General features: G+C 71.9%; 20 protein-coding genes. 14 read left to right on the forward strand and 6 right to left on the reverse strand.

Annotation, left to right across the window (positions count from 1 at the left end; translation table 11 throughout):
- Positions 1 to 21 precede the first annotated feature (21 nt).
- The 8 genes from G6039_RS03715 to purM all read left to right on the forward strand — a co-directional run bounded on the left by G6039_RS03715 (position 22) and on the right by purM (position 10,161).
- Positions 22 to 1,320, forward strand: a complete 1,299-nt coding sequence (locus G6039_RS03715; RefSeq protein ID WP_043801581.1) for a M18 family aminopeptidase — start codon at positions 22 to 24, stop codon at positions 1,318 to 1,320.
- A 69-nt stretch (positions 1,321 to 1,389) separates the two neighbouring features.
- Positions 1,390 to 2,001 (forward strand): Uma2 family endonuclease, encoded by a 612-nt coding sequence (locus tag G6039_RS03720; RefSeq protein WP_006930232.1) that lies wholly within the window; start codon positions 1,390 to 1,392, stop codon positions 1,999 to 2,001.
- 65 nt (positions 2,002 to 2,066) lie between these two features.
- Entirely contained in the window at positions 2,067 to 4,349 is a 2,283-nt protein-coding gene (purL, locus tag G6039_RS03725; RefSeq protein ID WP_043801585.1) for a phosphoribosylformylglycinamidine synthase subunit PurL, read from the forward strand.
- 3 nt (positions 4,350 to 4,352) lie between these two features.
- Complete coding sequence (locus G6039_RS03730) at positions 4,353 to 6,128, forward strand: alpha/beta hydrolase (protein WP_006930227.1); 1,776 nt, start codon at positions 4,353 to 4,355, stop codon at positions 6,126 to 6,128.
- Positions 6,125 to 6,811 carry a CPBP family intramembrane glutamic endopeptidase gene (locus tag G6039_RS03735; protein ID WP_043801589.1) on the forward strand — a complete coding sequence of 229 codons (687 nt, stop codon included), beginning with the start codon at positions 6,125 to 6,127 and terminating at the stop codon, positions 6,809 to 6,811. The genes G6039_RS03730 and G6039_RS03735 overlap by 4 nt, the downstream gene beginning before the upstream one ends.
- Positions 6,812 to 6,822: 11 nt before the next feature.
- A complete protein-coding gene (locus G6039_RS03740; RefSeq protein WP_006930223.1) occupies positions 6,823 to 7,209 on the forward strand; it encodes a sterol carrier family protein in 387 nt (128 codons plus the stop codon).
- A gap of 116 nt (positions 7,210 to 7,325) precedes the next feature.
- On the forward strand, positions 7,326 to 8,912 hold the full coding sequence (gene purF, locus G6039_RS03745; RefSeq protein WP_006930220.1) for an amidophosphoribosyltransferase: 1,587 nt from the start codon (positions 7,326 to 7,328) through the stop codon (positions 8,910 to 8,912).
- Positions 8,913 to 9,087: 175 nt separating this feature from the next.
- Entirely contained in the window at positions 9,088 to 10,161 is a 1,074-nt protein-coding gene (gene purM / locus G6039_RS03750) for a phosphoribosylformylglycinamidine cyclo-ligase (RefSeq protein WP_006930215.1), read from the forward strand.
- Between the two features lie 252 nt (positions 10,162 to 10,413).
- Here the strand turns inward: purM and G6039_RS03755 are convergent, their stop codons facing one another.
- From G6039_RS03755 to ygfZ, 4 genes are all read right to left on the reverse strand, one after another.
- Positions 10,414 to 10,623: a DUF3073 domain-containing protein gene (locus G6039_RS03755; RefSeq protein ID WP_006930206.1), complete on the reverse strand. Its 210-nt coding sequence runs from the start codon at positions 10,621 to 10,623 to the stop codon at positions 10,414 to 10,416.
- 182 nt (positions 10,624 to 10,805) lie between these two features.
- Positions 10,806 to 11,780 (reverse strand): asparaginase, encoded by a 975-nt coding sequence (locus tag G6039_RS03760; protein WP_043801593.1) that lies wholly within the window; start codon positions 11,778 to 11,780, stop codon positions 10,806 to 10,808.
- Positions 11,777 to 12,451 carry an MOSC domain-containing protein gene (locus tag G6039_RS03765; RefSeq protein ID WP_043801595.1) on the reverse strand — a complete coding sequence of 225 codons (675 nt, stop codon included), beginning with the start codon at positions 12,449 to 12,451 and terminating at the stop codon, positions 11,777 to 11,779. Before G6039_RS03765 ends, G6039_RS03760 begins: the two co-directional genes overlap by 4 nt.
- Positions 12,448 to 13,578 (reverse strand): CAF17-like 4Fe-4S cluster assembly/insertion protein YgfZ, encoded by a 1,131-nt coding sequence (gene ygfZ, locus G6039_RS03770; RefSeq protein WP_043801598.1) that lies wholly within the window; start codon positions 13,576 to 13,578, stop codon positions 12,448 to 12,450. Before ygfZ ends, G6039_RS03765 begins: the two co-directional genes overlap by 4 nt.
- Positions 13,579 to 13,632: 54 nt before the next feature.
- Here ygfZ and G6039_RS03775 point away from each other — a divergent pair, with 54 nt between their 5' ends.
- From G6039_RS03775 to cydC, 5 genes are all read left to right on the forward strand, one after another.
- A complete protein-coding gene (locus G6039_RS03775; RefSeq protein WP_029541472.1) occupies positions 13,633 to 14,478 on the forward strand; it encodes an aminodeoxychorismate lyase in 846 nt (281 codons plus the stop codon).
- A gap of 212 nt (positions 14,479 to 14,690) precedes the next feature.
- Positions 14,691 to 16,187 carry a cytochrome ubiquinol oxidase subunit I gene (locus tag G6039_RS03780; protein ID WP_043801600.1) on the forward strand — a complete coding sequence of 499 codons (1,497 nt, stop codon included), beginning with the start codon at positions 14,691 to 14,693 and terminating at the stop codon, positions 16,185 to 16,187.
- A 10-nt stretch (positions 16,188 to 16,197) separates the two neighbouring features.
- Complete coding sequence (gene cydB / locus G6039_RS03785; RefSeq protein ID WP_043801604.1) at positions 16,198 to 17,235, forward strand: cytochrome d ubiquinol oxidase subunit II; 1,038 nt, start codon at positions 16,198 to 16,200, stop codon at positions 17,233 to 17,235.
- Positions 17,232 to 18,971, forward strand: coding sequence for a thiol reductant ABC exporter subunit CydD (cydD, locus tag G6039_RS03790; RefSeq protein WP_006930192.1), 1,740 nt, complete (start codon positions 17,232 to 17,234; stop codon positions 18,969 to 18,971). Before cydB ends, cydD begins: the two co-directional genes overlap by 4 nt.
- On the forward strand, positions 18,971 to 20,632 hold the full coding sequence (gene cydC / locus G6039_RS03795; protein ID WP_006930190.1) for a thiol reductant ABC exporter subunit CydC: 1,662 nt from the start codon (positions 18,971 to 18,973) through the stop codon (positions 20,630 to 20,632). Before cydD ends, cydC begins: the two co-directional genes overlap by 1 nt.
- Positions 20,633 to 20,988: 356 nt before the next feature.
- Here the strand turns inward: cydC and G6039_RS03800 are convergent, their stop codons facing one another.
- The gene (locus G6039_RS03800) at positions 20,989 to 21,660 is read right to left on the reverse strand and encodes a heme-binding beta-barrel domain-containing protein (RefSeq protein ID WP_029541483.1); all 672 of its coding nucleotides are present in this window, start codon (positions 21,658 to 21,660) and stop codon (positions 20,989 to 20,991) included.
- Positions 21,661 to 21,889: 229 nt separating this feature from the next.
- Here G6039_RS03800 and G6039_RS03805 point away from each other — a divergent pair, with 229 nt between their 5' ends.
- Positions 21,890 to 23,125, forward strand: coding sequence for a cutinase family protein (locus tag G6039_RS03805; protein WP_043796550.1), 1,236 nt, complete (start codon positions 21,890 to 21,892; stop codon positions 23,123 to 23,125).
- Between the two features lie 53 nt (positions 23,126 to 23,178).
- Here the strand turns inward: G6039_RS03805 and G6039_RS03810 are convergent, their stop codons facing one another.
- Entirely contained in the window at positions 23,179 to 23,484 is a 306-nt protein-coding gene (locus G6039_RS03810; protein WP_029541490.1) for a DUF1416 domain-containing protein, read from the reverse strand.
- Positions 23,485 to 23,486 lie beyond the last annotated feature (2 nt).

Here is a 23,486-nt window from a genome sequence, read left to right on the forward strand (position 1 = left end):
GTGCGGTGCGAGGATGCAGCCATGCCTACGACCATGCCCGCCGACGCACAGGGCCTGTGCAACTTCGTCGATCTGTCGCCGTCGCCGTTCCACGTGTGCGCGACCGTCGCGGCCACCCTCACCGACGCCGGCTTCACGCAGCTCACCGAGGCCCAGGTGTGGCCGAGCGAGCCCGGCCGCTACTACCTGCTGCGGGGCGGCTCGTTGATCGCGTGGAGCACCGAAGGCGCCGACGGCGACCCCGCCCGCCCGTTCCGGATCGTCGGCGGCCACACCGACAGCCCCAACCTGCGGGTCAAGCAGCACCCCGACCTCGCCTCGGCAGGCTGGCAACTGGTCGGTCTCGAACCGTACGGGGGAGCATGGCTGAACTCGTGGCTGGACCGCGATCTCGGCGTCTCCGGCCGGCTCACGGTACGGGCCGGCAACGGTGCCGAGGACGTGCTCGTGCGCGTCGACCGGCCGATCCTGCGTGTCCCCCAGCTCGCCATCCACCTCTCGGAGGACCGCAAGGGCGTGCAACTGGATCCGCAGCGCCACGTCAACGCCGTGTGGGGGGTGGGCACCGCGCCGCGGTCCTTCCTCGCCTTCCTCGCCGAGGCGGTCGAGGTCGAGGCCGACGCGATCCTGGGCTGGGAGCTGATGACCCACGACCTGGCCCCGTCCACCCTGGTCGGGGCGGACGCGGACCTCGTCAGCGCGCCACGGCTGGACAACCAGGGCACCTGCTACGCCGGGACCGCGGCGCTGCTCGCCGCCGTCGGCCACGTCGCCGAGCACGGCGGCCCGGTGCCGCTGCTCGCCCTGTTCGACCACGAGGAGGTCGGCAGCATGTCCGACCGCGGCGCGTTCTCCGACCTGCTGAACACCGTGCTCGAACGGGTCGTGCTGGCCCGCGGCGGGAGCCGCGAGGACTTTCTGCGGACCATGGCCGGCTCGGTGGTGGCCTCCGGCGACATGGCTCACGCCACCCACCCGAACTACCCGGACCGCCACGAGCCCGCCCACCGCATCGCGGTGAACGGCGGCCCCGTGCTCAAGGTCAACCAGAACCTGCGCTATGCCACAGACGCCGCCGGCGCCGCCGCGTTCGCGCTCGCCTGCGATCAGGCCGGGGTGCCGCTGCAGCGCTACGTGCATCGCGCCGACCTGCCGTGCGGCTCGACGATCGGCCCCATCACCGCCTCCCGGACCGGGCTGACGACCGTCGACGTCGGGGCTCCGCAGCTCGCGATGCACTCGGCGCGCGAGCTCATGGGAGCGAAGGACGTCACCGCGTACGCCCGCGCTCTCGGGGCGTTTCTCACTCCGGCGAACTGACCGGCACGGCCCGGCATCCGGTGCCAGACTGAGGGGACAATTCGCCCGACCGCGAACGGTGGTGATCCTGTGACCGGCCCGTCGTTCCCCGACCATCTGCTCACGCTCGCCGAATGGACGGAACTGCCCGAATACGAGCAGTTCCACGTCGAGGTCTGCGAAGGGGTGCTGTCGGCGTCGCCGCGGCCCGGATACCTGCACCAGCACGTCGCGTTCGGGCTCGTCGCTCAGCTCGCCGATCAGCTGCCGAAGGAACTGGCCGTGCTCGGCGACGTGGAGGTGCTGCTCACCGAGTCCCCGCTGACGGTGCGCTGCCCGGACGGCATCGTCGTCGACCGGGCGCTGGTGGACGCCGACCCCGACCGCGCGACGGCCGGCGACGTGCGGCTGGTGGTGGAGGTCATGGCCGAGGGCAGCGTCCGCACCGATCGCGTCACGAAGTTCTCCGAGTACGCCGAGGCGCGCATCCCCGCCTACTGGATGATCGACCTCGTCGAACCCGCGACGCTGGGGGTGTTCGTGCTCGACGACGGGTGGTACCGCTACGAGGGGGAGTACACGGGCAAGGTGCTGCTTCCGGCCGCGGGTCACCGGGTGAGCGTGGATCTCGACGCGTTGACGGCGGTGCGGCCGCCGCGGGGCGTCGCACCGGTGGACGGCGCCGGGCGTGCACCCGGATAGACTGGCCGCGGCAGCGCGCGCCCGGCCTGCCGTTTCGATCCCAGAGTGAAGGGACCCGACGCCCAGTGTCACCGCAGGTGGATACCGTCACCCACGCCGCCGAAACCCCCGATGTCGCCCAGCCCTCCCGCGAACTGGGGCTGAAGGACGACGAGTACGCCCGCATCCGCGAGATCCTGGGCCGTCGTCCCACGGACGCCGAACTGGCCATGTACTCGGTGATGTGGTCCGAGCACTGCTCCTACAAGTCCTCCAAGGTGCACCTGCGGTACTTCGGGGAGACCACCACCGACGAGATGCGGGCGTCGATGCTCGCGGGTATCGGTGAGAACGCCGGCGTCGTCGACATCGGCGACGGCTGGGCGGTCACCTTCAAGGTCGAATCCCACAACCATCCGTCCTACGTCGAGCCGTACCAGGGCGCCGCGACCGGTGTCGGCGGCATCGTCCGCGACATCATGGCGATGGGCGCCCGCCCGATCGCGGTCATGGACCAGCTGCGCTTCGGCGCCGCCGACGCGCCCGACACCCGTCGCGTCGTCGACGGCGTGGTCCGCGGTATCGGCGGCTACGGCAACTCCCTCGGCCTGCCCAACGTCGGCGGCGAGACCGTCTTCGACGCCTCCTACGCCGGCAACCCGCTCGTCAACGCGCTGTGCGCCGGCGCGATGCGCAAGGAGGACCTGCACCTGGCGTTCGCGTCGGGCACGGGTAACAAGGTCATCCTGTTCGGTGCGCGCACCGGTCTCGACGGCATCGGCGGCGTGTCCGTCCTGGCGTCGGAGACCTTCGAGGGCGACGAATCTTCTTCCGGCCGGAAGAAGCTGCCGGCCGTGCAGGTGGGGGACCCGTTCACCGAGAAGGTGCTCATCGAGTGCTGCCTCGACCTCTACCGCGAGAAGCTCGTCGTCGGCATCCAGGACCTCGGCGGCGCCGGCCTCGCCTGCGCGACCTCCGAGCTGGCCGCCGCCGGTGACGGCGGCATGCACGTCGCACTGGAGCGGGTCCCGATGCGCGCGAAGGGAATGACGCCCGCCGAGGTGCTCTCGAGCGAGTCCCAGGAGCGCATGTGCGCCGTCGTGACCCCGGAGAACGTCGACGCCTTCATGGCCGTGTGCAAGAAGTGGGACGTGCTCGCCACCGTGATCGGCGAGGTCACCGACGGCGACCGGCTCGTCATCACCTGGCACGGTGAGACCGTCGTCGACGTGCCGCCGCGCACCGTCGCGCACGAGGGCCCGGTGTACCACCGTCCGGTGCAGCGCCCGGAGTCCCAGGACGCGCTCGTCGCGGACACCACCGCCGGACTGCAGCGCCCGCAGACTCCCGAGGAGCTGAAGGCGACCCTGCTGAAGATGATCGGCTCGCCGCAGCTGTGCAGCCGCAGGTGGATCACCGAGCAGTACGACCGTTACGTCCGCGGCAACACGGTGCTCGCCGAGAACGCCGACGCGGGCGTGGTCCGCGTGGACGAGAAGACCGGCCGCGGCATCGCGCTGGCCACCGACGCGTCGGGCCGCTACACCCAGCTGGACCCGTACGCCGGCGCGCAGCTCGCCCTCGCAGAGGCCTACCGCAACGTCGCCGTCACCGGTGCCACCCCCAAGGCCGTGTCCAACTGCCTCAACTTCGGCTCGCCCGAGGATCCGGGCGTGATGTGGCAGTTCCAGCAGGCCGTGCGTGGTCTCGCCGACGGATGCGCGAAGCTCGGCATCCCCGTCACCGGCGGCAACGTCAGCTTCTACAACCAGACCGGGGCCACCCCGATCCTGCCGACCCCGGTCGTCGCCGTGCTCGGCGTGATCGACGACGTGCACCGGCGCATCCCCACCGGCCTCGGCCTCGAGCCGGGCGAGACCCTGATCCTGCTGGGGGAGACCCGCGACGAGTTCGACGGCTCGATCTGGGCGCAGGTCGAGCACGACCACCTCGGCGGCGTGCCGCCGAAGGTCGACCTCGAGCGGGAGCGGCTGCTCGCCGAGATCCTCACCGCCGGTTCGCGCGACGGCCTGATCTCCGCCGCCCACGACCTGTCCGAGGGCGGCCTCGCGCAGGCGGTCGTGGAGGCCGCGTTGGCCGGCGAGACCGGCTGCCGGATCCTGCTGCCGGAGGACGCGGATCCGTTCGTGACCCTGTTCTCCGAGTCCGCCGGCCGGGTGCTGGTGGCGGTGCCGCGCACCGAGGAGACCCGCTTCACCGGCATGTGCACGGCGCGCAACATGCCGTGGGTGCGGATCGGGGTCGTCGACGAGGGCTCCGACTCCGTCGAGGTGCAGGGCCGGTTCTCGGTCTCGATGGCCGAACTGCGAGAGGTCTACGAGGGCACACTGCCGGCATTGTTCGGGTGAGCGATGGTCGGATCCCAGGTCGATCGGCTGGCGTTGATCGAGGCCCGGCAGGGCCGGATCATCGACGCGGTCACCGAATTCGGTGACCGTCATCCCCACACCGCCCAGGCGTGGGGACTGCTGAGCCTGGATTTCACCGGCATCGCCTTCGCGGCCCTGTTCTTCTGCTGGTCGCTGACCCCGTCGCTGCTGCCCCGCGACTGGTTGTTCCAGGGCATCATCGGCGGCATCAACGTCGCCATCGGCTACGGCGTGGGGTGTGCCGTCGGCTGGGCCGGGTACCGGCTGCTGCTGGCGAACCGACTGTGGTGGCCGCCGCCGCTGCCCGTGCTGCGGGCGATCAAGGTCGCGGTCCCCGTCGCGGCCGTGCTCGCGTCGCTGGTGGCCCTGGTGTTCGCCTCGCGGCAGCAGCGTCAGCTCGCCGCGCTGATGAATGCCGAGGGCACCACCACCAGCGGGTATCTGCGGACCCTGGTGCTTGCCGCCGCCGTCGCGATCACCCTGATTGCGACCTGGCGGGGGCTGCGCGAACTCGCGGGGATCGTCGCGTGGCAACTCGTGCGGCGCCTGCGCATGCCGCCGGGTGCGGCTCGCTCGCTCGGTGCGCTGCTGGTGGTGCTGGTCGTCTTCATGCTGATCGACGGTGTGCTGGCCCGGGGTGCGTACGCGGGACTCAACGTGGTGTTCGGTCTCCAGAACAGCGAGACCCGCCCCGGGATCACCCAGCCGCTCGTGCCCGAGAAGTCCGGGAGCCCGGAGTCGTTCGCGGCGTGGGACACGCTCGGCTACCAGGGCCGCGACTTCGTCGGCCGGGGACTGAGCGCCGCGGAGCTGACCGCGATCAACGGCGCCCCGGCGAGGGAACCGATCCGGGTCTACGCCGGGCTCGAGACCGCCGACACCCCCGAGGCGCGTGCCGACCTGGTGATCGACGAGCTCGAACGCACCGACGCGTTCGACCGCGAGGTGCTCGTCGTCATCCCGACCACCGGCACCGGATGGGTCAATCCGACCGCGGCGATGATGATGGAACTGGTCCACAACGGCGACGTCGCCCTCGTCGCGTGGCAGTACTCGTACATGCCGAGCTGGATCTCGTTCCTCGCCGACCGCGAGAAGGCCGCCGCCGCCGGCGACATGCTGATCGACCGGGTGCACAACCGGTGGCTCGCCCAGGCCGCCGAGCATCGCCCGAAGCTGTACCTGTACGGGGAGAGCCTCGGAACCCAGTCGGGGGAGGGCGCTTTCGACACGCTCGCCGAGATCCGCGACACCGTCGACGGTGTCCTGTGGGTCGGTCCGCCCAACTCGAACCGCCTGTGGCGTCAGCTCGTCACCCGGCGCGACCCGGGCACCACCGAGGTCGAGCCGGTGTACGCGGACGGCCTGGTGGTGCGCTTCGCCGACAACCGCGCGTCGATCGGCGAACCCGACACTCAATGGTTGTTCCCCCGGATCCTGTACCTGCAGCACGCCTCCGATCCGGTGGTGTGGTGGTCCCCGGACCTGATCTTCAGCCGGCCGGACTGGCTGTCCGAACCGCCCGGACCCGATCGGCTGCCGCAGATGCGGTGGTTCCCGTTCGTGACGTTCTGGCAGGTCTCGGCGGATCTGACCAACGCCGCGGGGGTACCCGACGGTCACGGCCACAACTACGGCACCACGGTGCTCGACGGGTGGCTCGCGATCGCCCGGCCCGAAGGCTGGGCGGAGACCGACACCGAGCGGGTGCGGTTCGCGCTGAGCGTCATCGACGACCTGCAGGGACCGGAGAAGTGAGCCGGCCGGGACGGGCTCGCCGCCGGCCGTGGCTCGGTCCGGTCGTCGCCGCGGCGGTCGTCGGCTGGGGTGCGGTGCTGCCGGCCACGCGCCTCGGGCCGCGGGGGCGGGCCGTGCTGTCCGCAGCGGTCGGCGCCGCGGCGGTGGGTGCGGCGCGGGCCTCGGGCCTGGAACGGGCGACGCTGGGACTGGACCCGGTGCACCTGGTGTCCGGCGCCCGCTGGGGTGCGGCCGCCGCGACCGTCCCGCTCGCCGCCTACGGGGTGATGCTGGCCGTCCCGTCGCTGCGTGCCCGGCTCGTCGACGAGGCCCGCGCCGAACGTGAGGACTTCTACGAATGGGTGGGCCTGCACATTCCCTTCGGCACCGTCGCCGCCGAGGAACTCCTGTTCCGCAGCGTGCTCGCGGCGCTGCTCGGTCCGGGTGGGGCGGGGTCCGGCCTGCACGCGGCGGCCTTCGGGCTGTGGCACGTGCGGCCCGCGAGGGACGCCGGTCACCACGTGCTCGGAACCGTGCTGGTCACCGGACTCTCGGCGGTGGTCTTCGACGGGCTGCGCCGGCGCAGCGGCAGTGTCCTCGCGCCGGCACTGCTGCACCTGGCCCTCAACGCCGGCGGCGCCGTGGCCGTCCGCCTGGCCGGCCTGCCGCCCGAGGAGGACGCCGCCGCGCCGCGGCGGCGTTAGGCTGGCTCGCCGTGGCACCGCGCAGACCCGTCGACCCCGCCGAACTCCGCGCCGCCCTGCTCCGGGTCGGTCCGTGGCTGCGGGCGGAGACCGACGACGCGCCCGCCCGCACCGACCTCGCGACGGCCGTGCGCCTGAGCGCCCGTGCCCTCGAACAGGTGGCGCCCGGATCCAGCGTCGAGGTCCGGGTGCCGCCGTTCGTGGCGGTGCAGTGCATCGAGGGCCCTCGCCACACCCGGGGCACCCCGCCCAACGTGGTCGAGACCGACCCGCGGACGTGGCTGCGGCTGGCCACCGGTCTCGTCGGCTTCGCCGACGCGGCCGCCGAGGGATCGCTGGACGCGTCCGGCAGCCGGGCGGGGGAAATCGCGCACTGGATGCCGCTGCTGCGGTTGTGAGTGGGGGACTACGGGACGCCGGATGGGGCCCCGGCGGCCCGTCGGGGCGGGGCACCGTCGCGCGACCCGTAGAATGGTGTTGCCTCTCTTCTGTCCAGCCCCCAGGGAGCACCCCGGTGACCAGTGCCGATCTGTCGGTCCACACACGTAATCTCCTCGCAGCCGAGGAACCTGAGAACGAACCTCGCGAGGAGTGCGGAGTCTTCGGAGTGTGGGCTCCGGGCGAGGATGTGTCCAAGCTCACGTACTACGGCCTCTATGCGCTGCAGCACCGCGGCCAGGAGGCGGCCGGCATCGCCGTCGCCGACGGCTCGCAGGTTCTCGTCTTCAAGGATCTCGGGCTGGTGAGCCAGGTCTTCGACGAGCAGACGCTCGCCGCCATGTCCGGTCACATCGCGATCGGGCACTGCCGCTACTCGACCACCGGGTCGACCACCTGGGAGAACGCCCAGCCGATCTTCCGCACCACCGCGGCCGGCACCGGCGTCGCGCTCGGCCACAACGGCAACCTGGTCAACACCGCCGAACTCGCCCAGCGCGCCCGCGAGCTGGGCCTCGGCGAGGACCGGCGGGCGGTCACGGCGACCACCGACTCGGACATCGTCGGCGCGCTGCTCGCGCACGCCGCCGCCGACAGCACCGTCGAGCAGGCGGCCCTCGAGCTGCTGCCGACCCTGCGTGGTGCCTTCTGCCTCACCTTCATGGACGAGCACACGCTCTACGCCGCCCGCGATCCGTGGGGAATCCGGCCGTTGTGCCTGGGTCGCCTGGACCGTGGCTGGGTGGTGGCCAGCGAGACCGCCGCGCTCGACATCGTCGGTGCGTCCTTCGTGCGCGACATCGAGCCCGGCGAGCTGCTCGCCATCGACGCCGACGGCGTCCGCTCGACCCGCTTCGCGAACCCCGAGCCCAAGGGCTGCGTGTTCGAGTACGTCTACCTCGCGCGTCCGGACTCGACGATCGCGGGCCGCTCGGTGCACGCGACCCGCGTCGAGATCGGCCGGCGCCTGGCCAAGGAACACCCGGTCGACGCGGACTTGGTCATCCCGGTCCCGGAGTCGGGCACCCCGGCCGCCGTCGGCTACGCCCAGGGCTCCGGCATCCCCTACGGCCAGGGCCTGATGAAGAACGCCTACGTGGGCCGCACCTTCATCCAGCCGAGCCAGACCATCCGGCAGCTCGGCATCCGGCTCAAGCTCAATCCGCTGCGCGAGGTGATCCGCGGCAAGCGGCTCGTCGTCGTCGACGACTCGATCGTGCGTGGCAACACTCAGCGCGCCCTGATCCGCATGCTCCGCGAGGCCGGTGCGCTCGAGATCCACGTGCGGATCGCGTCGCCGCCGGTGAAGTGGCCCTGCTTCTACGGCATCGACTTCGCGTCCCCGGCCGAGCTGATCGCCAACGGCGGCGGCACCCGCGACGCCTCCGAGCTGACCGGGCACGACTTCGACGAGATGGTGGAGATGGTGCGCCGTTCGATCGGTGCGGACTCCCTCGGGTACATCTCGATCGACGGGATGATCGGCGCCACCGAGCAGCCCGCATCGCGCCTGTGCGCCGCGTGCTTCGACGGGCACTACCCGATCGCGCTGCCGAAGGAGCACGCCGTCGGAAAGAACGTGCTCGAAGGCATGCTCGGCGGGGCCGCGGGCACCGCGCCGGTGCTCGACAACGACAACGCGGACGCGTTGAGCCGCCCCTAGACCCACCCGCCGCCGCGATGGCGGCGGCCACGGTTTCGCGTCGTCGCGCGTCGGCGGTCCGACCCGGTCAGGTACCTTGAGGTGCGCGATCGGCGGGCTTCGGCGTGCGTGCGCGCGCCCGGCAGCGATGCCGACACACCTGTTCACCACAACTCGAGGCTGGAGCCGACAACCCATGACCGAGGACACAACCCCCGGAGCTTCCTACGCAGCGGCGGGCGTGGACATCGAGGCCGGCGATCGAGCCGTCGAACTGTTCGCACCGCACGCGAAGAAGGCGACCCGCCCGGAGGTGCTCGGCGGCCTCGGCGGATTCGCGGGTCTGTTCGCGCTCAAGGGTGACTACAAGGAACCGCTGCTCGCGGCGTCCACCGACGGCGTCGGCACCAAGCTCGCCGTCGCGCAGGCCCTCGACAAGCACGACACGGTCGGTCTCGACCTCGTCGCGATGGTCGTCGACGACCTCGTGGTCTGCGGCGCCGAACCGCTCTTCCTGCAGGACTACATCGCGGTCGGTCGCGTGGTGCCCGAGCGGGTGGCCGAGATCGTCGGCGGCATCGCGGCCGGCTGCGTCCAGGCCGGTTGCGCGCTGCTCGGCGGCGAGACCGCCGAGCACCCCGGCGTGATGGCCGACGGGGACTACGACCTGTCCGCCACCGGTGTCGGCGTCGTCGAGGCCGACAGGCTGCTCGGACCCGACCGGGTGCGCCCGGGCGACGTGGTCATCGCCATGGGCTCGTCGGGCCTGCACTCCAACGGATACTCGCTGGCGCGCAAGGTCCTTCTCGACATCGGCAAGATGAGCCTGACGGCACACGTCGACGAGTTCAGCCGCACCCTCGGCGAGGAACTGCTCGAGCCGACCCGGATCTACGCGAAGGACTGCCTCGCGCTGGCCGCCGAGACCGAGGTCCGTACCTTCTGCCACGTCACCGGCGGGGGACTCGCGGGGAACCTGGCCCGCGTGATGCCGAAGGGACTCGTCGCCGAACTCGACCGCACCACGTGGAGCCCGGCTCCGGTGTTCGGGCTCATCGCCCAGCGCGGCCGCGTCGAGCGGGCCGAGATGGAGAAGACCTTCAACATGGGCGTCGGCATGGTCGCGATCGTCGCGCCCGAGGACGTCGACCGGGCCCTCGCGGTGCTCACCGCGCGGCACATCGACTGCTGGACCCTGGGCACCGTGCGCAAGTCGCAGGACCAGGACGACGTGCGGGCCGTGCTGGTGGGCGACCACCCGCGGTTCTGACCCGGCGCCGGCCCGAGTCCGGCATCCGGGAACGCCCCACCCCGGAACCTCTCCATACCCGAAACACGCAGCGCCCGGGCCGTTCAGGACGGCCCGGGCGCTGCGCGTCGTGGTGATGAAGAAGTTTTCGGGATCGCCTCACCGCCCGACCGGGTCCGCAGAGCTGTGCGGGATCCGGGCGGAGGGGAGGGGTGCCCAGCGGGAGGGGGGAGTCGGTGGTCCGACTCCCCCCTCCCGTGCGTGAGGCTCGGGTCAGCGACGCCAGTCGTCGTCGTAGTCGTCGTCCCAGGCGGAACGACCGTCCGGGCCGGAACGCTGGTCCGCGAAGACCTCGTCCCGGTGCGAGTTGGGTGTACCGCCAGACAATTCCCGCTGGAGGCTCTCGAAGTCGGTGGCCGGTGAGCTGTACTTGAGCTCCCGTGCAACCTTGGTCTGCTTTGCCTTAGCCCGGCCGCGGCCCATGGCTAACCCCCTCGCGCCTTGACGGGGCGGCCTGGGGAATTTGGCGGCCCCGGTTAATTGAGTATTTTCCTGGCCACCACTCTAGCGTGCAAAAGTCGGTTCCGCCTCCACACACCTGGTTGCGGCAGTGTCCGATTGGTCTCACCCACAGGCGACCTGGGCAAATGCGGTGCCGGTGGCGCTCAGAGCACCCCGGGGATCGCCCGCACCGTGCCGACCCGGATGCCGCCGCCGAGCACCGGCTGCGAGGCGAGCTCCGCGTGGTCCTCGGACCATGTCACGCCGAGGTGGTGCAGCAGGGCGGCCGTGAGGGGGAGCCGGGCCCGCTCGTGGCCGTCGTCGATCTTGAGGGCGAACGCGGTGCCGTCCGGCAGGGCGCCCGCGTGCACGCCGTCCGCGCCGGCCTTGCACAGCAGCCCCGGCACCGCGGGCATCAGCCGGGCGTCGTCCTTGCCGCTGCCCGAGACGAGGCGCGGATGACGCCGGATCGCGTCGGCGACGGCCCGTTCCGGCGTCCCGGGCGCGGCCGTCGCCAGCCGCGAATAGGCGCGGGCGAGGTTGAACAGCGGTAGCGGCACGATCGGCAGTCCGCACCCGTCGATTCCGAGATCGGTGTCCTCCACGTCCCCGGCGAGCTCGAGGATCGTCTCGAGCACGGCCTGCTGCAGCGGATGGGCGGAGTCGAGGTAGCCCGGCTCGTCCTGCTCGGCGCGGACGGGCCAGCCGTTCGCGGCGCACGTCGCGAGCATCGCCGCGTGCTTGCCGGAGCAGTTCATGTACACCGTCCGCCGTGGGCGGCCGGCCGCGACGATCGTCGCGCGGGCCGGTTCGTTGCCCGGCAGGTCCGGCGGGCACTGCAGGTCGTCCTCGGTGAACCCGTGCCCGGCGAGCAGCGCGTGCACGAGCCGGACGTGATCCTCCTCGCCCTCGTGGGAGGCCGTCGCGATGGCCAGTTCCTCCGTCGAGCTGGGCACGAATCCGTGGCGCAGCAGGGCCACCGCCTGCAGCGGCTTGTTCGACGAACGCGGGTAGACGGGCGTGTGGATCTCTCCGAGGGCGATCCGCACCTCACCGTCCGGCCCGACCACGACGAGCGAGCCGCGGTGCACGCATTCGCGGAATCCGGACCGCACCACTTCCACGAGTTCGACGCTCAATACTCCACCTGCACCTCTCGTCCGGCGACTCGTCTGCGAGCCTTGTCGGCGACACTAGGGGACAAGTCGGCCTGCCGTTCGAGCATCACCGCGATCCGCGCCGGGTCCCGGCCGGTGAACAGCTCCCGCACGGTCACCCCGTGCTCGGGCACGTGCACGACGGTGATCCCGTCGCCCGCCTCGACCGGGCCCTCGACGATCACCTTCAGGTACGCGCCGGTGTCGCCGCGGGCCGCGAACCGCTTCACCCAGCCCGGTTCCTGCGCCCCCACCCCGAACGTGCCGCACGGGGTGCGCGGTCCGGTGACCTCGAGGAGCAGGCCGGCGGATCCGATCCGCCAGCGCTCGCCGATCACGGCATCCGACGTGGCGATCCCGCTCACGCGCAGGTTCTCGCCGAACCAACCCGCGGGCAGTTCGCGGCCGAGCTCGTCGGCCCAGCGGCGCACCTCGTCCTCGGCGTACGCGTAGAAGGCCTTGTGGCGGCCGCCGTGGTGGGCGGTGTCGCACTGCCGGTCGCCGTGCAGGCCGAGCTGCCGGACCGGCACGGGCCCGGGCACGGGCCGCTTGTCGATGGCGGTGTACGGAACGCGGCGGGTGCCGCTGTGGCGGACGGCGTGCACCACGCAGACCGCCTCGACCCGGCCGGTCGGGACGTACGGGTGGCTCACCGCCCGCGGAGCCGTTCCACGGCGAGCCGGCCGGCCTGCACGGCGGCGTCGTCGGGCACCGAGTCCGGATCGATCGCCGCGGCGCAGGGTCCGGCGACGAGCGCCGTACCGACGGGAACGTTCCGCTTGACGAGGGCCAGCGCGACGGGACCGAGCTCGAAGTGGTCGACGACGGTGCCCACCCGGCCGACGGCGCGACCGTCGGCGGTCACCGGGTCGCCGGGTTCGGGCCGGCCCTCGGCGGAACCGTCGAGGTGCAGCAGGACGAGGTGCCGGGGCGGCTTGCCGAGGTTGTGCACCCGCGCGACGGTCTCCTGCCCCCGGTAGCAGCCCTTGTCGAGATGGACGGCGCCGCGCTCGGCCGGGCCGCCGATCCAGCGGGCCTCGTGCGGGATGGTGCGCTCGTCGGTGTCGAGGCCGATGCGCGGGCGCAGCGAGACGACCCGCAGCGCCTCGAACGCCCAGGTGCCCGCCGGGCGGGCACCGGCGTCGACGAGGGCGGTGAACACGTCGGCGAGCCGTTCCCGGGGTACGAGAAGGTCCCAGGCGTCGTCGGTGGGCCAGGGCATGCGCCGGACGAGCCCGCCCCCGGGCAGCGCGGCCGCGGCGTAGACGTCGGCGGGCAGGGCGTCGATGCCCAGCGCGGCCAGGACGGCGGCATCGCCGGCGTGCGGACCGAGCAGGGTGAGCACGGCCAGTTCGTTGCCGTCCCGCGGCTCGGCCTTGGACCAGAACACCATCTTGGTGAGGAACGCGAGCAGGTCCGGTCCACGCTGCGGCTCGGTGTCGATCCAGGTGACGCCGTCGAGATCGGTCTGCACGAAGTGGTGCTCGACGCGGCCCTGCGCATCGAGGCTGAGGTTCTCCGCCGAGGTGCCGTCGCGCAGCTGCGCGACGTGCTGGCTCGAGATGGTGTGCAGCCAGCTCAGGCGCTCCTCGCCGGGAACGGCGACGACGAACCGGGTCGAGCGGTCGACGACGGCCACGCCGGTGAGGGCGGCGCGCTGTTCACCGAACGGGTCGCCGTAGTGCCACGGCAGTCCCGCGTCGGGGGTGCCGGCCGGCGCAGGGACGGCGCCGGGGCGGGCAAGGAGTGGGCTGTCGGTCACGGAGGGAGTGTCGGCCACGACACCAGTCTAGGAGCGCGGGTCTGTACCGGGAGGAATGGATAGGGTGTGCGCATGGCTGAGCGGGTGCTGGTGACGCTGGACGGCGAGGTTCGGGACGCGGATGTGCCGCTGCTGCACGCGGACGACATCGGGGTGCTGCGCGGCGACGGGGTGTTCGAGACGCTCCTCGTGCGTGGCGGGCGGGCACGCACCGTCGAACAGCACCTGAGCCGGCTCGTGTCGTCCGCCGCGGCGGCGGGACTGCCGGCCCCCGAGCGCGACGACTGGCGGCTGGCGATCGAGGTCGCGATCGAGCAGTGGGACGCGGAGCGGGAGGGGGCGTTGCGCCTGGTGTACACCCGCGGCCGGGAGGGCGGGAGTGAACCGACCGCGTTCCTGTTGCTGACGCCGGTGGCCGAACGGGTGTACAAGGCCCGCAAGGACGGGGTGTCCGTGGTGACGCTCGAGCGCGGATACTCGGTGGATCTCGCGTCGAAGGCGCCGTGGCAGCTGCTCGGGGCCAAGACCCTGTCCTACGCGACGAACATGGCGGCGCTGCGGCACGCCGAGTCGCTCGGCGCCGACGATGTGATCTACATCAGCAGCGAGGGGTACGTGTTGGAGGGGCCACGTTCGTCGGTCCTCATTGCGCGCGGCCGCACGCTCATCACTCCGCCGCCGGAGCAGGGGATCCTGCCCGGCACCACGCAGCAGGCGCTGTTCGACGTCGCGGGCGACCACAATTTCGTCGTGCGGTACGAACCGGTCCGTCCTGCGGATCTTGTTGTGGCGGAAGGTGTTTGGCTCGTCTCGAGCGTCGCTCTGGCGGCGCGGGTGCACACCCTCGACGGGCACGCCCTGTCCCGCCGTGCCCTGGTCGGTGAGGTAGAGGCGTTGGTGGACGCCGCGGTCGAGTGAGCGCCGCCGCGGCCCGGCCGGGGGCGTGCCGCTCGCGCGATCGGAAGCATGTGTCGGTCGACACCGTCGACGCTTCTGTCCACTTCTACTACTGTTAGTAGTAACAAGGTCTCCGGCGCGTGCGGCGGATGGTCCCTTGTGCACAGAGTCCGAGGCCCCGAGCCCGCGCCCCGGATTCGGAGCCTGTCCCTGGGCGTCACCTCGGAGTAGCCATGGATGTGTTGGACCTGTCCCGGTGGCAGTTCGGCATCACCACCGTCTATCACTTCATCCTCGTCCCGCTGACCATCGGTCTCGCCCCGCTCATCGCGATCATGCAGACCATGTGGGTGGTCACGAAGAAGGACCACTGGTACCGCCTGACGAAGTTCTTCGGCAAGCTCTTCCTCATCAACTTCGCTCTCGGCGTGGCCACCGGCATCGTCCAGGAGTTCCAGTTCGGCATGAACTGGAGCGAATACTCCCGCTTCGTCGGGGACGTCTTCGGCGCCCCGCTGGCGCTCGAGGGCCTGGTGGCGTTCTTCCTCGAGTCGACCTTCCTGGGCCTGTGGATCTTCGGATGGGGCCGGCTGCCGAAACTGCTCCACCTGGCGACGATCTGGCTGGTCGCGATCGGCGTGAACGCCTCCGCGTACTTCATCATCTCTGCCAACTCGTTCATGCAGCACCCCGTCGGTGCGACGTACAACCCCGAGACCGGGCGTGCGGAGCTGACGAGCATCTGGGAACTGCTGACCAACAACACCGCGCTCGCGGCGTTCCCCCACACCGTCGCCGGGGCGTTCCTCACCGCCGGCACCTTCGTCGCGGGCATCGCCGGCTGGTGGATGGTGCGCAACATGCGGCGCGCCGCGCAGGCCGAGCCGGTCGAGGCCGACCGGCTCGAGGGTGAGGCCCGCGGGATGTTCCACCCCGCCGCCCGCCTCGGCATGCTGGTCATGATCGTCTCCGGTGTCGCGCTCTTCGTCAGTGGCGACATCCAGGCGAAGCTCATGTTCGAACAGCAGCCGATGAAGATGGCGTCGGCGGAGTCGTTGTGCCACACCGAGACGGACCCCAAGTTCTCGGTCCTGACGATCGGCACGCACAACAACTGCGACGGTGTCATCCACGTCCTCGAGGTGCCGTTCGTGCTGCCGTACCTCGCGCAGGGCGAGTTCACCGGCGTCACCCTGCAGGGCGTCGAAGACCTGCAGGACCAGTACGAGGAGCAGTTCGGCCCCGGCAACTACCGGCCCAACCTGTTCGTCACCTACTGGTCGTTCCGCGCCATGATCGGCCTGGCCGCCGGCTCGGCCGCGCTGGCCCTGGCCGGGCTGTGGGTCACCCGCCGCGGCCGCGTCCCCGACCAGAAGTGGTTCGGCTGGTTGAGCATCCTCGCCATCCCCACGCCGTTCCTGGCCAACAGCGCCGGCTGGATCTTCACGGAGATGGGACGCCAGCCGTGGGTCGTGCACCCCAACCCGACGGGCGTGGACATGATCCGGCTCACCGTCGACCAGGGCGTGTCGAACAACTCGTCCGGCGCCGTGATCGCCTCGCTGGTGGCCTTCACCGTCGTCTACGGCGCGCTCGGCGTCGTGTGGTTCTGGCTGATCCGCCGCTACACCATCGAGGGCCCGTTGCCGCACGACGCCCACCCGCCGGGTGAGCACGACGACGAACCCGACGACACCGGCCGGCCCAAGCAGCTGTCCTTCGCGTACTAGGAGATCGGTCATGGGACTTCAAGAGGTCTGGTTCGTCCTGATCGCGGTGCTGTTCACCGGGTACTTCGTGCTCGAGGGTTTCGACTTCGGTGTCGGCATGCTGATGCCGGTGCTCGGCCGGGGCCGCACCGAGACGGCCGACACCCGCCGCCGGGTGTTGCTCAACACCATCGGACCGGTGTGGGACGGCAACGAGGTGTGGCTGCTCACCGCGGGCGGCGCGATGTTCGCCGCGTTCCCCGAGTGGTACGCGACCCTGTTCTCCGGGTTCTACCTGCCGCTGCTGCTGATCCTGCTCGGCCTCATCGTCCGGGTCGTGGCGATCGAGTACCGCGGCAAGATCGACGACCCCACCTGGCGGCGGCGCTGCGACTGGGGCATCGTCTTCGGCTCCTGGGTGCCGGCCGTGCTGTGGGGCGTGGCGTTCGCGAACATCGTCCGCGGCGTCGCCATCGACGAGAACAAGCAGTACATCGGTGGCTTCTTCGACCTGCTGAACCCGTACGCGCTGCTCGGCGGCGCGACCACCGCACTGGTGTTCGCGCTGCACGGCGCGGTCTTCATCGCCCTGAAGTCCGCCGACGAGGTGCGCGAGGACGCCGTGAAACTCGCCGCCCGGCTCGCCGTTCCGGCGGTCGTCGTGGCCGGTGTCTTCGTGGTGTGGACGCAACTCGCCTACGGCAAGACCTGGACGTGGCTCGTCGTCGGCGTCGCGGCGGCCGCGCTGCTCGCCGTCGTCGCCCTCACCCGCGCGGAGCGCGAGGGCTGGGCGTTCGTGTTCACCACCGTCGCGATCGTCGGCACCGTCGTCCTGTTGTTCGGCTCGCTGTTCCCGAACGTCATGCCGTCCACGCTCGGCGACACCCTGTCGCTGACGATCGAGAACGCGTCGTCGAGCCCGTACACGCTGAAGGTCATGACGTGGGCCGCGGTGATCGTCACCCCGGTGGTCCTGATCTACCAGGGGTGGACGTACTGGGTGTTCCGCCAGCGCATCTCCACCAAGCACATCCCGAAGTCCATCGGCCTGTCGCTCGGGACGAAATGACCGCGCCCGCCGACGCCCCGGTGCGTCCGTTCGGCTCCGCCCCCGGAGCGTCGGACGCGCCGCGGCGTCGCGGGCCGATCGACCCACGGTTGTGGCGTTACTCCGCCACCGCCCGCGGCTATCTGGCGCTCGCCGTCGTCACGGCCTCGATCAACGTCGCGATGATCGTCGTGTCCGCACTCGCGATCGGTGCGGTCCTCGCCGGGGTGCTCACCACCGGCTCCACCGACCTCGGCGCATGGCGGACCGAACTGCTGACGCTGGCCGCGGCCGTCACCGTCCGGACCTTCGTCACGTGGGTGCAGTCCCGGTTCGCGCACCGCTCGGCGAGCCGGGTCGTCGCCGAACTCGAGCACGAGGTGCTCGCGGCGGCGACCCGGTTGCCGCCGCGCGAACTCGAACCACGCCGCGACGAGATCGCCACCGTCCTCACCCGCGGGCTCGGCGGGCTCTCCGAGTACCTCACCGGGTACGTGCCGGCCCTGCTGCTCGCCGTCACGCTCACCCCGATCACCGTGGTGGTCATCGCCTTCCAGGACCTCACCTCGGCGATCATCGTCGTCGTGACGCTGCCGCTCATCCCGGCGTTCATGATCCTCATCGGGCTGCTGACCAAGGGCAAGGCCGACCGCACGCTGCGCACCATGACGACGCTGTCGGCCCAGCTGCTCGACCTGATCGCCGGTCTGCCCACGCTGCGCGCGCTCGGCCGCGAGCAGGGGCCGGCGCAGAAGGTGCGCGAACTCGGCGACGACCACCGCCGCACGACCATGTCGGCGCTGCGCGTGGCCTTCCTGTCCGGCACCGTGCTCGAATGGCTCGCCACCCTGTCCGTCGCGCTGATCGCGGTGAGCATCGGCCTGCGCCTCGTCTACGGCGACATGGCCCTCGAGGCGGGCATCGTCGCGCTGATCCTCGCCCCCGAGGCGTATCTGCCGTTGCGCACGGTGGGCGCGAAGTTCCACGCTGCCGAGGACGGCAAGGCCGCCGCCGAGCGCGCCTTCACGATCCTCGACCGTGCCCCCGCGACCACCGCGGTGTCGGAGAGCGCCGAATTCGATGCCACCGCAGCCGAACTGACGTTGACCAGCCTCAGCGTCGCGAGCCGCGACGGCTACGCCCCGTTCCGGCTCGACGCCGTGTGCCGGCCGGGCGCCGTGACCGTGCTGACCGGAGCGAACGGCTCGGGCAAGTCGACGGCGCTGCTCGCCGTCCTCGGCCTCGCCGCGCCGGTGGAGGGCCGCGTCGAGGTCGGTGGCCGTCCCGTGGTGGCCGACGACGCGTGGTGGGGGCAGGTGGCGTGGCTGCCCCAGCGGCCCGTGCTGCTCCCCGGCACGCTGGCCGACAACCTGCGCCTCACCGGCGTGGACCTCACCACCGCCGGGATCGACGACATCTGTGCGGCAACGGGATTCGACGAGGTGCTCGAGGAGCTCCCGGACGGCTGGAACACCGTCGTCGGCGCCGGCGGCAGCGGGCTGTCGCTCGGGCAGAGGCAACGGCTCGCCCTCGTCCGCACCCTCGCCGCGGACCGGCCCGTGCTGCTGCTGGACGAGCCGACCGCCCACCTCGACGACGCGACGGAAACCACGGTCCTGGCGACGGTGCGGGACCTGGCCCGTCGCGGACGCACCGTGGTGATCGTCGCGCACCGCCCGAGCATCCTGGCGATCGCCGACACCGTCGTCCGGGTCTGCTCCCACAGCGACGCGACCTCCGGCACGGGGGAGCGGTGATGAACGATCTGCGTCGCGCGATGGCGCTGCTCGAACTGCGCCCCGGCCGGGTCGCCGCCGCCGTCGCCGCCGGCGTCGCCACCCTGGGCAGCGCCCTGGCGCTGGCGGGCCTGTCGGCCTGGCTGATCATCCGTGCGTGGCAGATGCCGCCGGTGCTGGACCTGACGGTCGCCGTCGTCGCGGTGCGGGCCCTGGGCATCTCCCGCGGCCTGTTCCGCTATCTCGAGCGGCTCGCCGGCCACGACACCGCGCTGCGCGGCACCACCGCCGCTCGCACCCGGCTCTACCGGCGCCTCGCCGACGGCGACCCGGTCGCCTCCGCCGGCCTGCGCCGCGGGGACCTGCTCGCCCGCACCGGCGCCGACGTCGACGCCCTCGGGGACGTGGTGGTCCGGGCGCTGGTGCCCATCGCCGTCGCCGCGGTCCTCGCCCTCGCCGCCGTCGGCTGGCTCGCCCTGATCTCCCCGGCCGCGGCGGCGGTCCTCGCCGTCGCGCTGCTCGTCACCGGCGTCGCGGCCCCGTGGCTGTCCGCCCGCGCCGCGGCCCGCGCCGAGGCCGACAGCGCCGCCGCCCGCGTCCGGTTCTCCCGCGACGCGGTCACCGCGCTCGACCACGCCGCCGAGCTGCGGGTCGCGGGCCTGCTCCCGCAGGCCGTCGGCCGGGCGCACCGCGCGGGCGTGGACGCGGTGCGGGCCACCGACCGCGCGGCCGTCCCCGCCGCGTACGCGGAGGCCGCCACCCCCCTCGCGGTCGGGGCGAGCGTCCTGGGGTCGCTGCTCGTCGGCATCGCGGTCTTCGCCGAGGGCGGGATGAGCCCGATGTCCCTCGGGATCCTCGTGTTGCTGCCCCTGTCCGCGTTCGAAGCCGGCGCGGCGCTGCCCGGCGCGGCCGTCACCCTCACCCGCGCCCGGATCGCGGCGCGCCGCGTCGTCGGCCTGCTCGACCGCGCCGACCGGCCGGTGCCGCACGGCACCCGGCCCGTCGCGGAACCGTGCTACCTGCGTGCCGTCGATCTGCGCAGCGGCTGGCCCGGCGGACGGGACGCCGGGCCCCTCACGCTCGACCTGCCACCCGGCGCGCGCGTCGCCCTCGTCGGGAGCAGCGGCAGCGGCAAGACCAGCACACTGATGACCCTCGCGGGGTTGCTCGAGCCCGTCGCCGGGACGGTCACCCTCGGCGGCGTGCCGCTCGCCGAGCTCGAACCGGCTGCCCTGCGGCAGAAGGCCGGATTCTTCGCCGAGGACGCCCACCTGTTCGAGACGTCCGTGCTGGAGAACCTGCGGGTGGCCCGCGGCGACCTCACCGAGGCCGAGGCGCTGGACGTGCTCGGCGACGTCGGGCTGGGGGAGTGGGTGGCCGGGCTTCCCGACGGACTGCACAGCACCCTGGCCGGCGGTGCGCGGGCTGTCTCCGGGGGCCAGCGGCGCCGGTTGCTGCTCGCGCGGGCCCTCGTGTCCCCCGCACGGGTGCTGCTGCTCGACGAGCCGACCGAGCATCTCGACGCCGTCGACGGTGCGCAGTTGCAGCGGCTGCTGCTGGACCGGGACGCCGGATTCGTCGCGCCCGAGCGCACCGTCGTCGTCGTCACGCACCAACTGCCCGGCGACACCGCGGCCGACCTCGTCGTTCGCCTGGGGAAAAACTCGTTGCCCGCGGTCTGAGCGGGGCGTACTTTCGGGCGTACACGAGAAAGGAGGTGGTCTGAATTGAAGTATCGGACACGTGAGGTGGCTGCGCGCTAGCCGCTGTCATCGACGACGGGATTGTCGACCGCTGCAGCGGCCGGCGAATACCACGCAGTCACCCGGCCCCCGAGCCTCCCGGTCCGTCCGACCGGGAATCGCCGAGACGATCCGTCCCGGCGTAGCGCTCGGGGGCCGTTCGCGTCCGTCGCTCGGGGGCCGTTCGCGTCCGTGGGCGGAGGCCGTGCGCGGGCCGCGCGACCACGTCCCTCGGCTCGGGGACCGGCGGAACGGGCCGCGTGCCCGGAGGGCGGTTCCGAAGGAGTGCCGGGCGGTCAGCCGATGTAGCGTGCCAGCCGCGCGGACATGTGCGGCTGCAGTTCCCCGTCCGCGGTGACGCGTTCCTCGACGTAGGCGAGATCGCCGCCCTCGACGATGCCGTACAGGCGCTTGGCGCCGCCGACCACCTCGCCGGACTGGCTTCGGATCACCACGTCGGTCGCCAGCTCCCAGGACGACTGGGTCAGGGCGGTGCCGTAGTACAGCTCGACGACGCCGGAGCTGTGATTGAGGAGCAGCTCGAGGGTTTCCGGATCCTCGCTGCCGGGCGCGCCGGTGCCGGAGACCCGCCAGAATCCGCTCTCTCGCCGGTCCGGGCCGCGGTAACCGCCCTCCTCGTCGAGGCGCCACGAACGGGCCTCCCACACGAGGTAGTTGCCGCCGTCGTGGGTGACCACGATCTGCTGGCCGAAGCGGTAGTCGCCGGTGCGGGGATCGTTGCCCTCGCCCTCGCCGCGCCACACGCCCACCATGGGCAGCAGCGCCAACAGCTCCGGATGCATGTCCGGGCCGAGGCGCAGGTTTGCGGTGTCGTCGGGGACGGGCAGGCCGCTCAGGATCGGGACGTTCTTGTCGGCAGTCGCCTTGGCCCGTTCGAGGGCGTCCGCGACCGCCTTGTCGCCGCTCCCGCGGACGACCTCCCGTTCCTCACCGGACTCGGCACTCACGGCTGATCGGTCACCAGACGGTAGAGGACGTACACCGCGAACCACGTGATGAGCACGGCCGCCAGGACAAGGAGAGCTTCGAAGAAGATGACCACGGCCATATCCTAGACGGCGCCCGGAGAGCGCGAAAACCGACGTCCCCACCGGGCGCGCAGTGCGGCGCGCGGGATAGTACCGTGCAGTGGGCCGTGCGGGCCCTTTCGTCCGGAAAGTCCGACTCGGAGGTCGTGTGCGCCCCATCCGTCTGCTGCTGCCGGCTGTTGCGGCGCTCGCGACCCTGTCCCTGACCGTGCCCGTCGCGGTCGCCGCCCCCGGGACGGGGTCGAGCAGCGGTTCGTCCGGGCCCGCCGTCCACCCCGACAACTACGCCCTGGAGTGCCCCGACCTGCTGATCGTCGCGGTCTCCGGCGCCACCGACTCCGAGGCCGGCCGCGATCCCGTGGTCGAGGAGTCGCGACAGCTGTGGTCGAACTGGGTGGGCAACGTGACGGTCCCGGCCGGCGAGGCCACCGCGGACCGTCCGGGCTCGATCGGCTGGATGTACGTGCCGTACCCGGCCACCTACGGCCTGGGCCTGTTCGAGGACGTGCCGACCTATCAGGACTCGGTGGCGGCGGGCGTCGCGTCGACCAACCGCATCCTCGACGAACGCAAGAGCGCCTGCGGGGAGCGCACCCGGTTCGCGCTCGTCGGCTACAGCGTCGGCGCCGAGGTGATCGAACGGGTGAGCCGCGAACTCGGGCACCGGCCCGCCGACGCCCACGTCGCACCGGACGACATCGCCGGGGTCGTCCTCGTCGGTGACCCGTACCGGCCGGCGGGGGTCGACTCGATGGGCGAGCCCGGTCCGCCCGGTGGCGGGTTCATGTCCTCGGAACCCGCCGACTACGGGGCGCTGGCCGACCGGGTCGTGTACTCGTGCCGGCGTTACGACGTCGCGTGCGACGCACCCGAGGACATCGCGGTGCTCGAACTGGTCCTCGGCGTGCTCGGACAGATGCGGTTCACGCTGCTGAACCCGTTGCAGACCGTCGGCGACCTGGGCGGTGCGCTGGCGGTGACGGCGGCCCGCGCGGCCGCCCACATCGTCACCCGCGACGACTGGTGGGAGTCCGGCGAATCCCTCCTCGACGTGCTGCGCAAGGTCCTCGACACGACGTACCCGGTGGACCCGAGCGCCGATGTGAGCCCCGAACGGATGCGGGAGATTCTCGACTGGGCCTTGGGACCGGGCCGGCCGGTCGTGGTGGAGAAGCTGCGCGCCGAGGGAGCCGGCTTCGCCGACGACAACAGCGGCATCGTCGACCTGTTTCTCGAGCCGTACCTCCTGCTGGGCTTCATCCAGCACATCGGCTACTGGAACACGAACCCGCACGATCCCTGGTACTCGGACAGTGAGCGGATCGTCGACTGGATCGTCGCGCTCGCCGACGCCGAACGGACGGACCGGCAGCCGCAGAACTGACCACGGACGACGGCGGGCCCGTTCCCGGAGGAACGGGCCCGCCGAACGGTCTGCTACTTCGCGACCGTGACCTCGACGTGGTGGACGCCGGGGGCGGCCGGGCTCACGGCGACGTCACCGTTGCCACGGCCGGACAACGCGCGGACCTTCCAGTCGCCGGGCGCGGCGAAGAAGCGGAAGTCACCGGTGCCGGAGGCGACGACCTCGGCGGTGAACTCACCGGTGCCGTCGAGCAGGCGCACGAAGGCACCGCCGACCGGCTGGCCGTCGGCGTCGACGACACGGCCGGTCAGGACCGTCTCCTTCTCGACGTCGACGCCCGCGGGCAGGGTCTGGGACTGAACGGGTGCACCACACATGG

Source organism: Rhodococcus aetherivorans (assembly GCF_011058165.1).
Lineage (GTDB): Bacteria > Actinomycetota > Actinomycetes > Mycobacteriales > Mycobacteriaceae > Rhodococcus > Rhodococcus aetherivorans.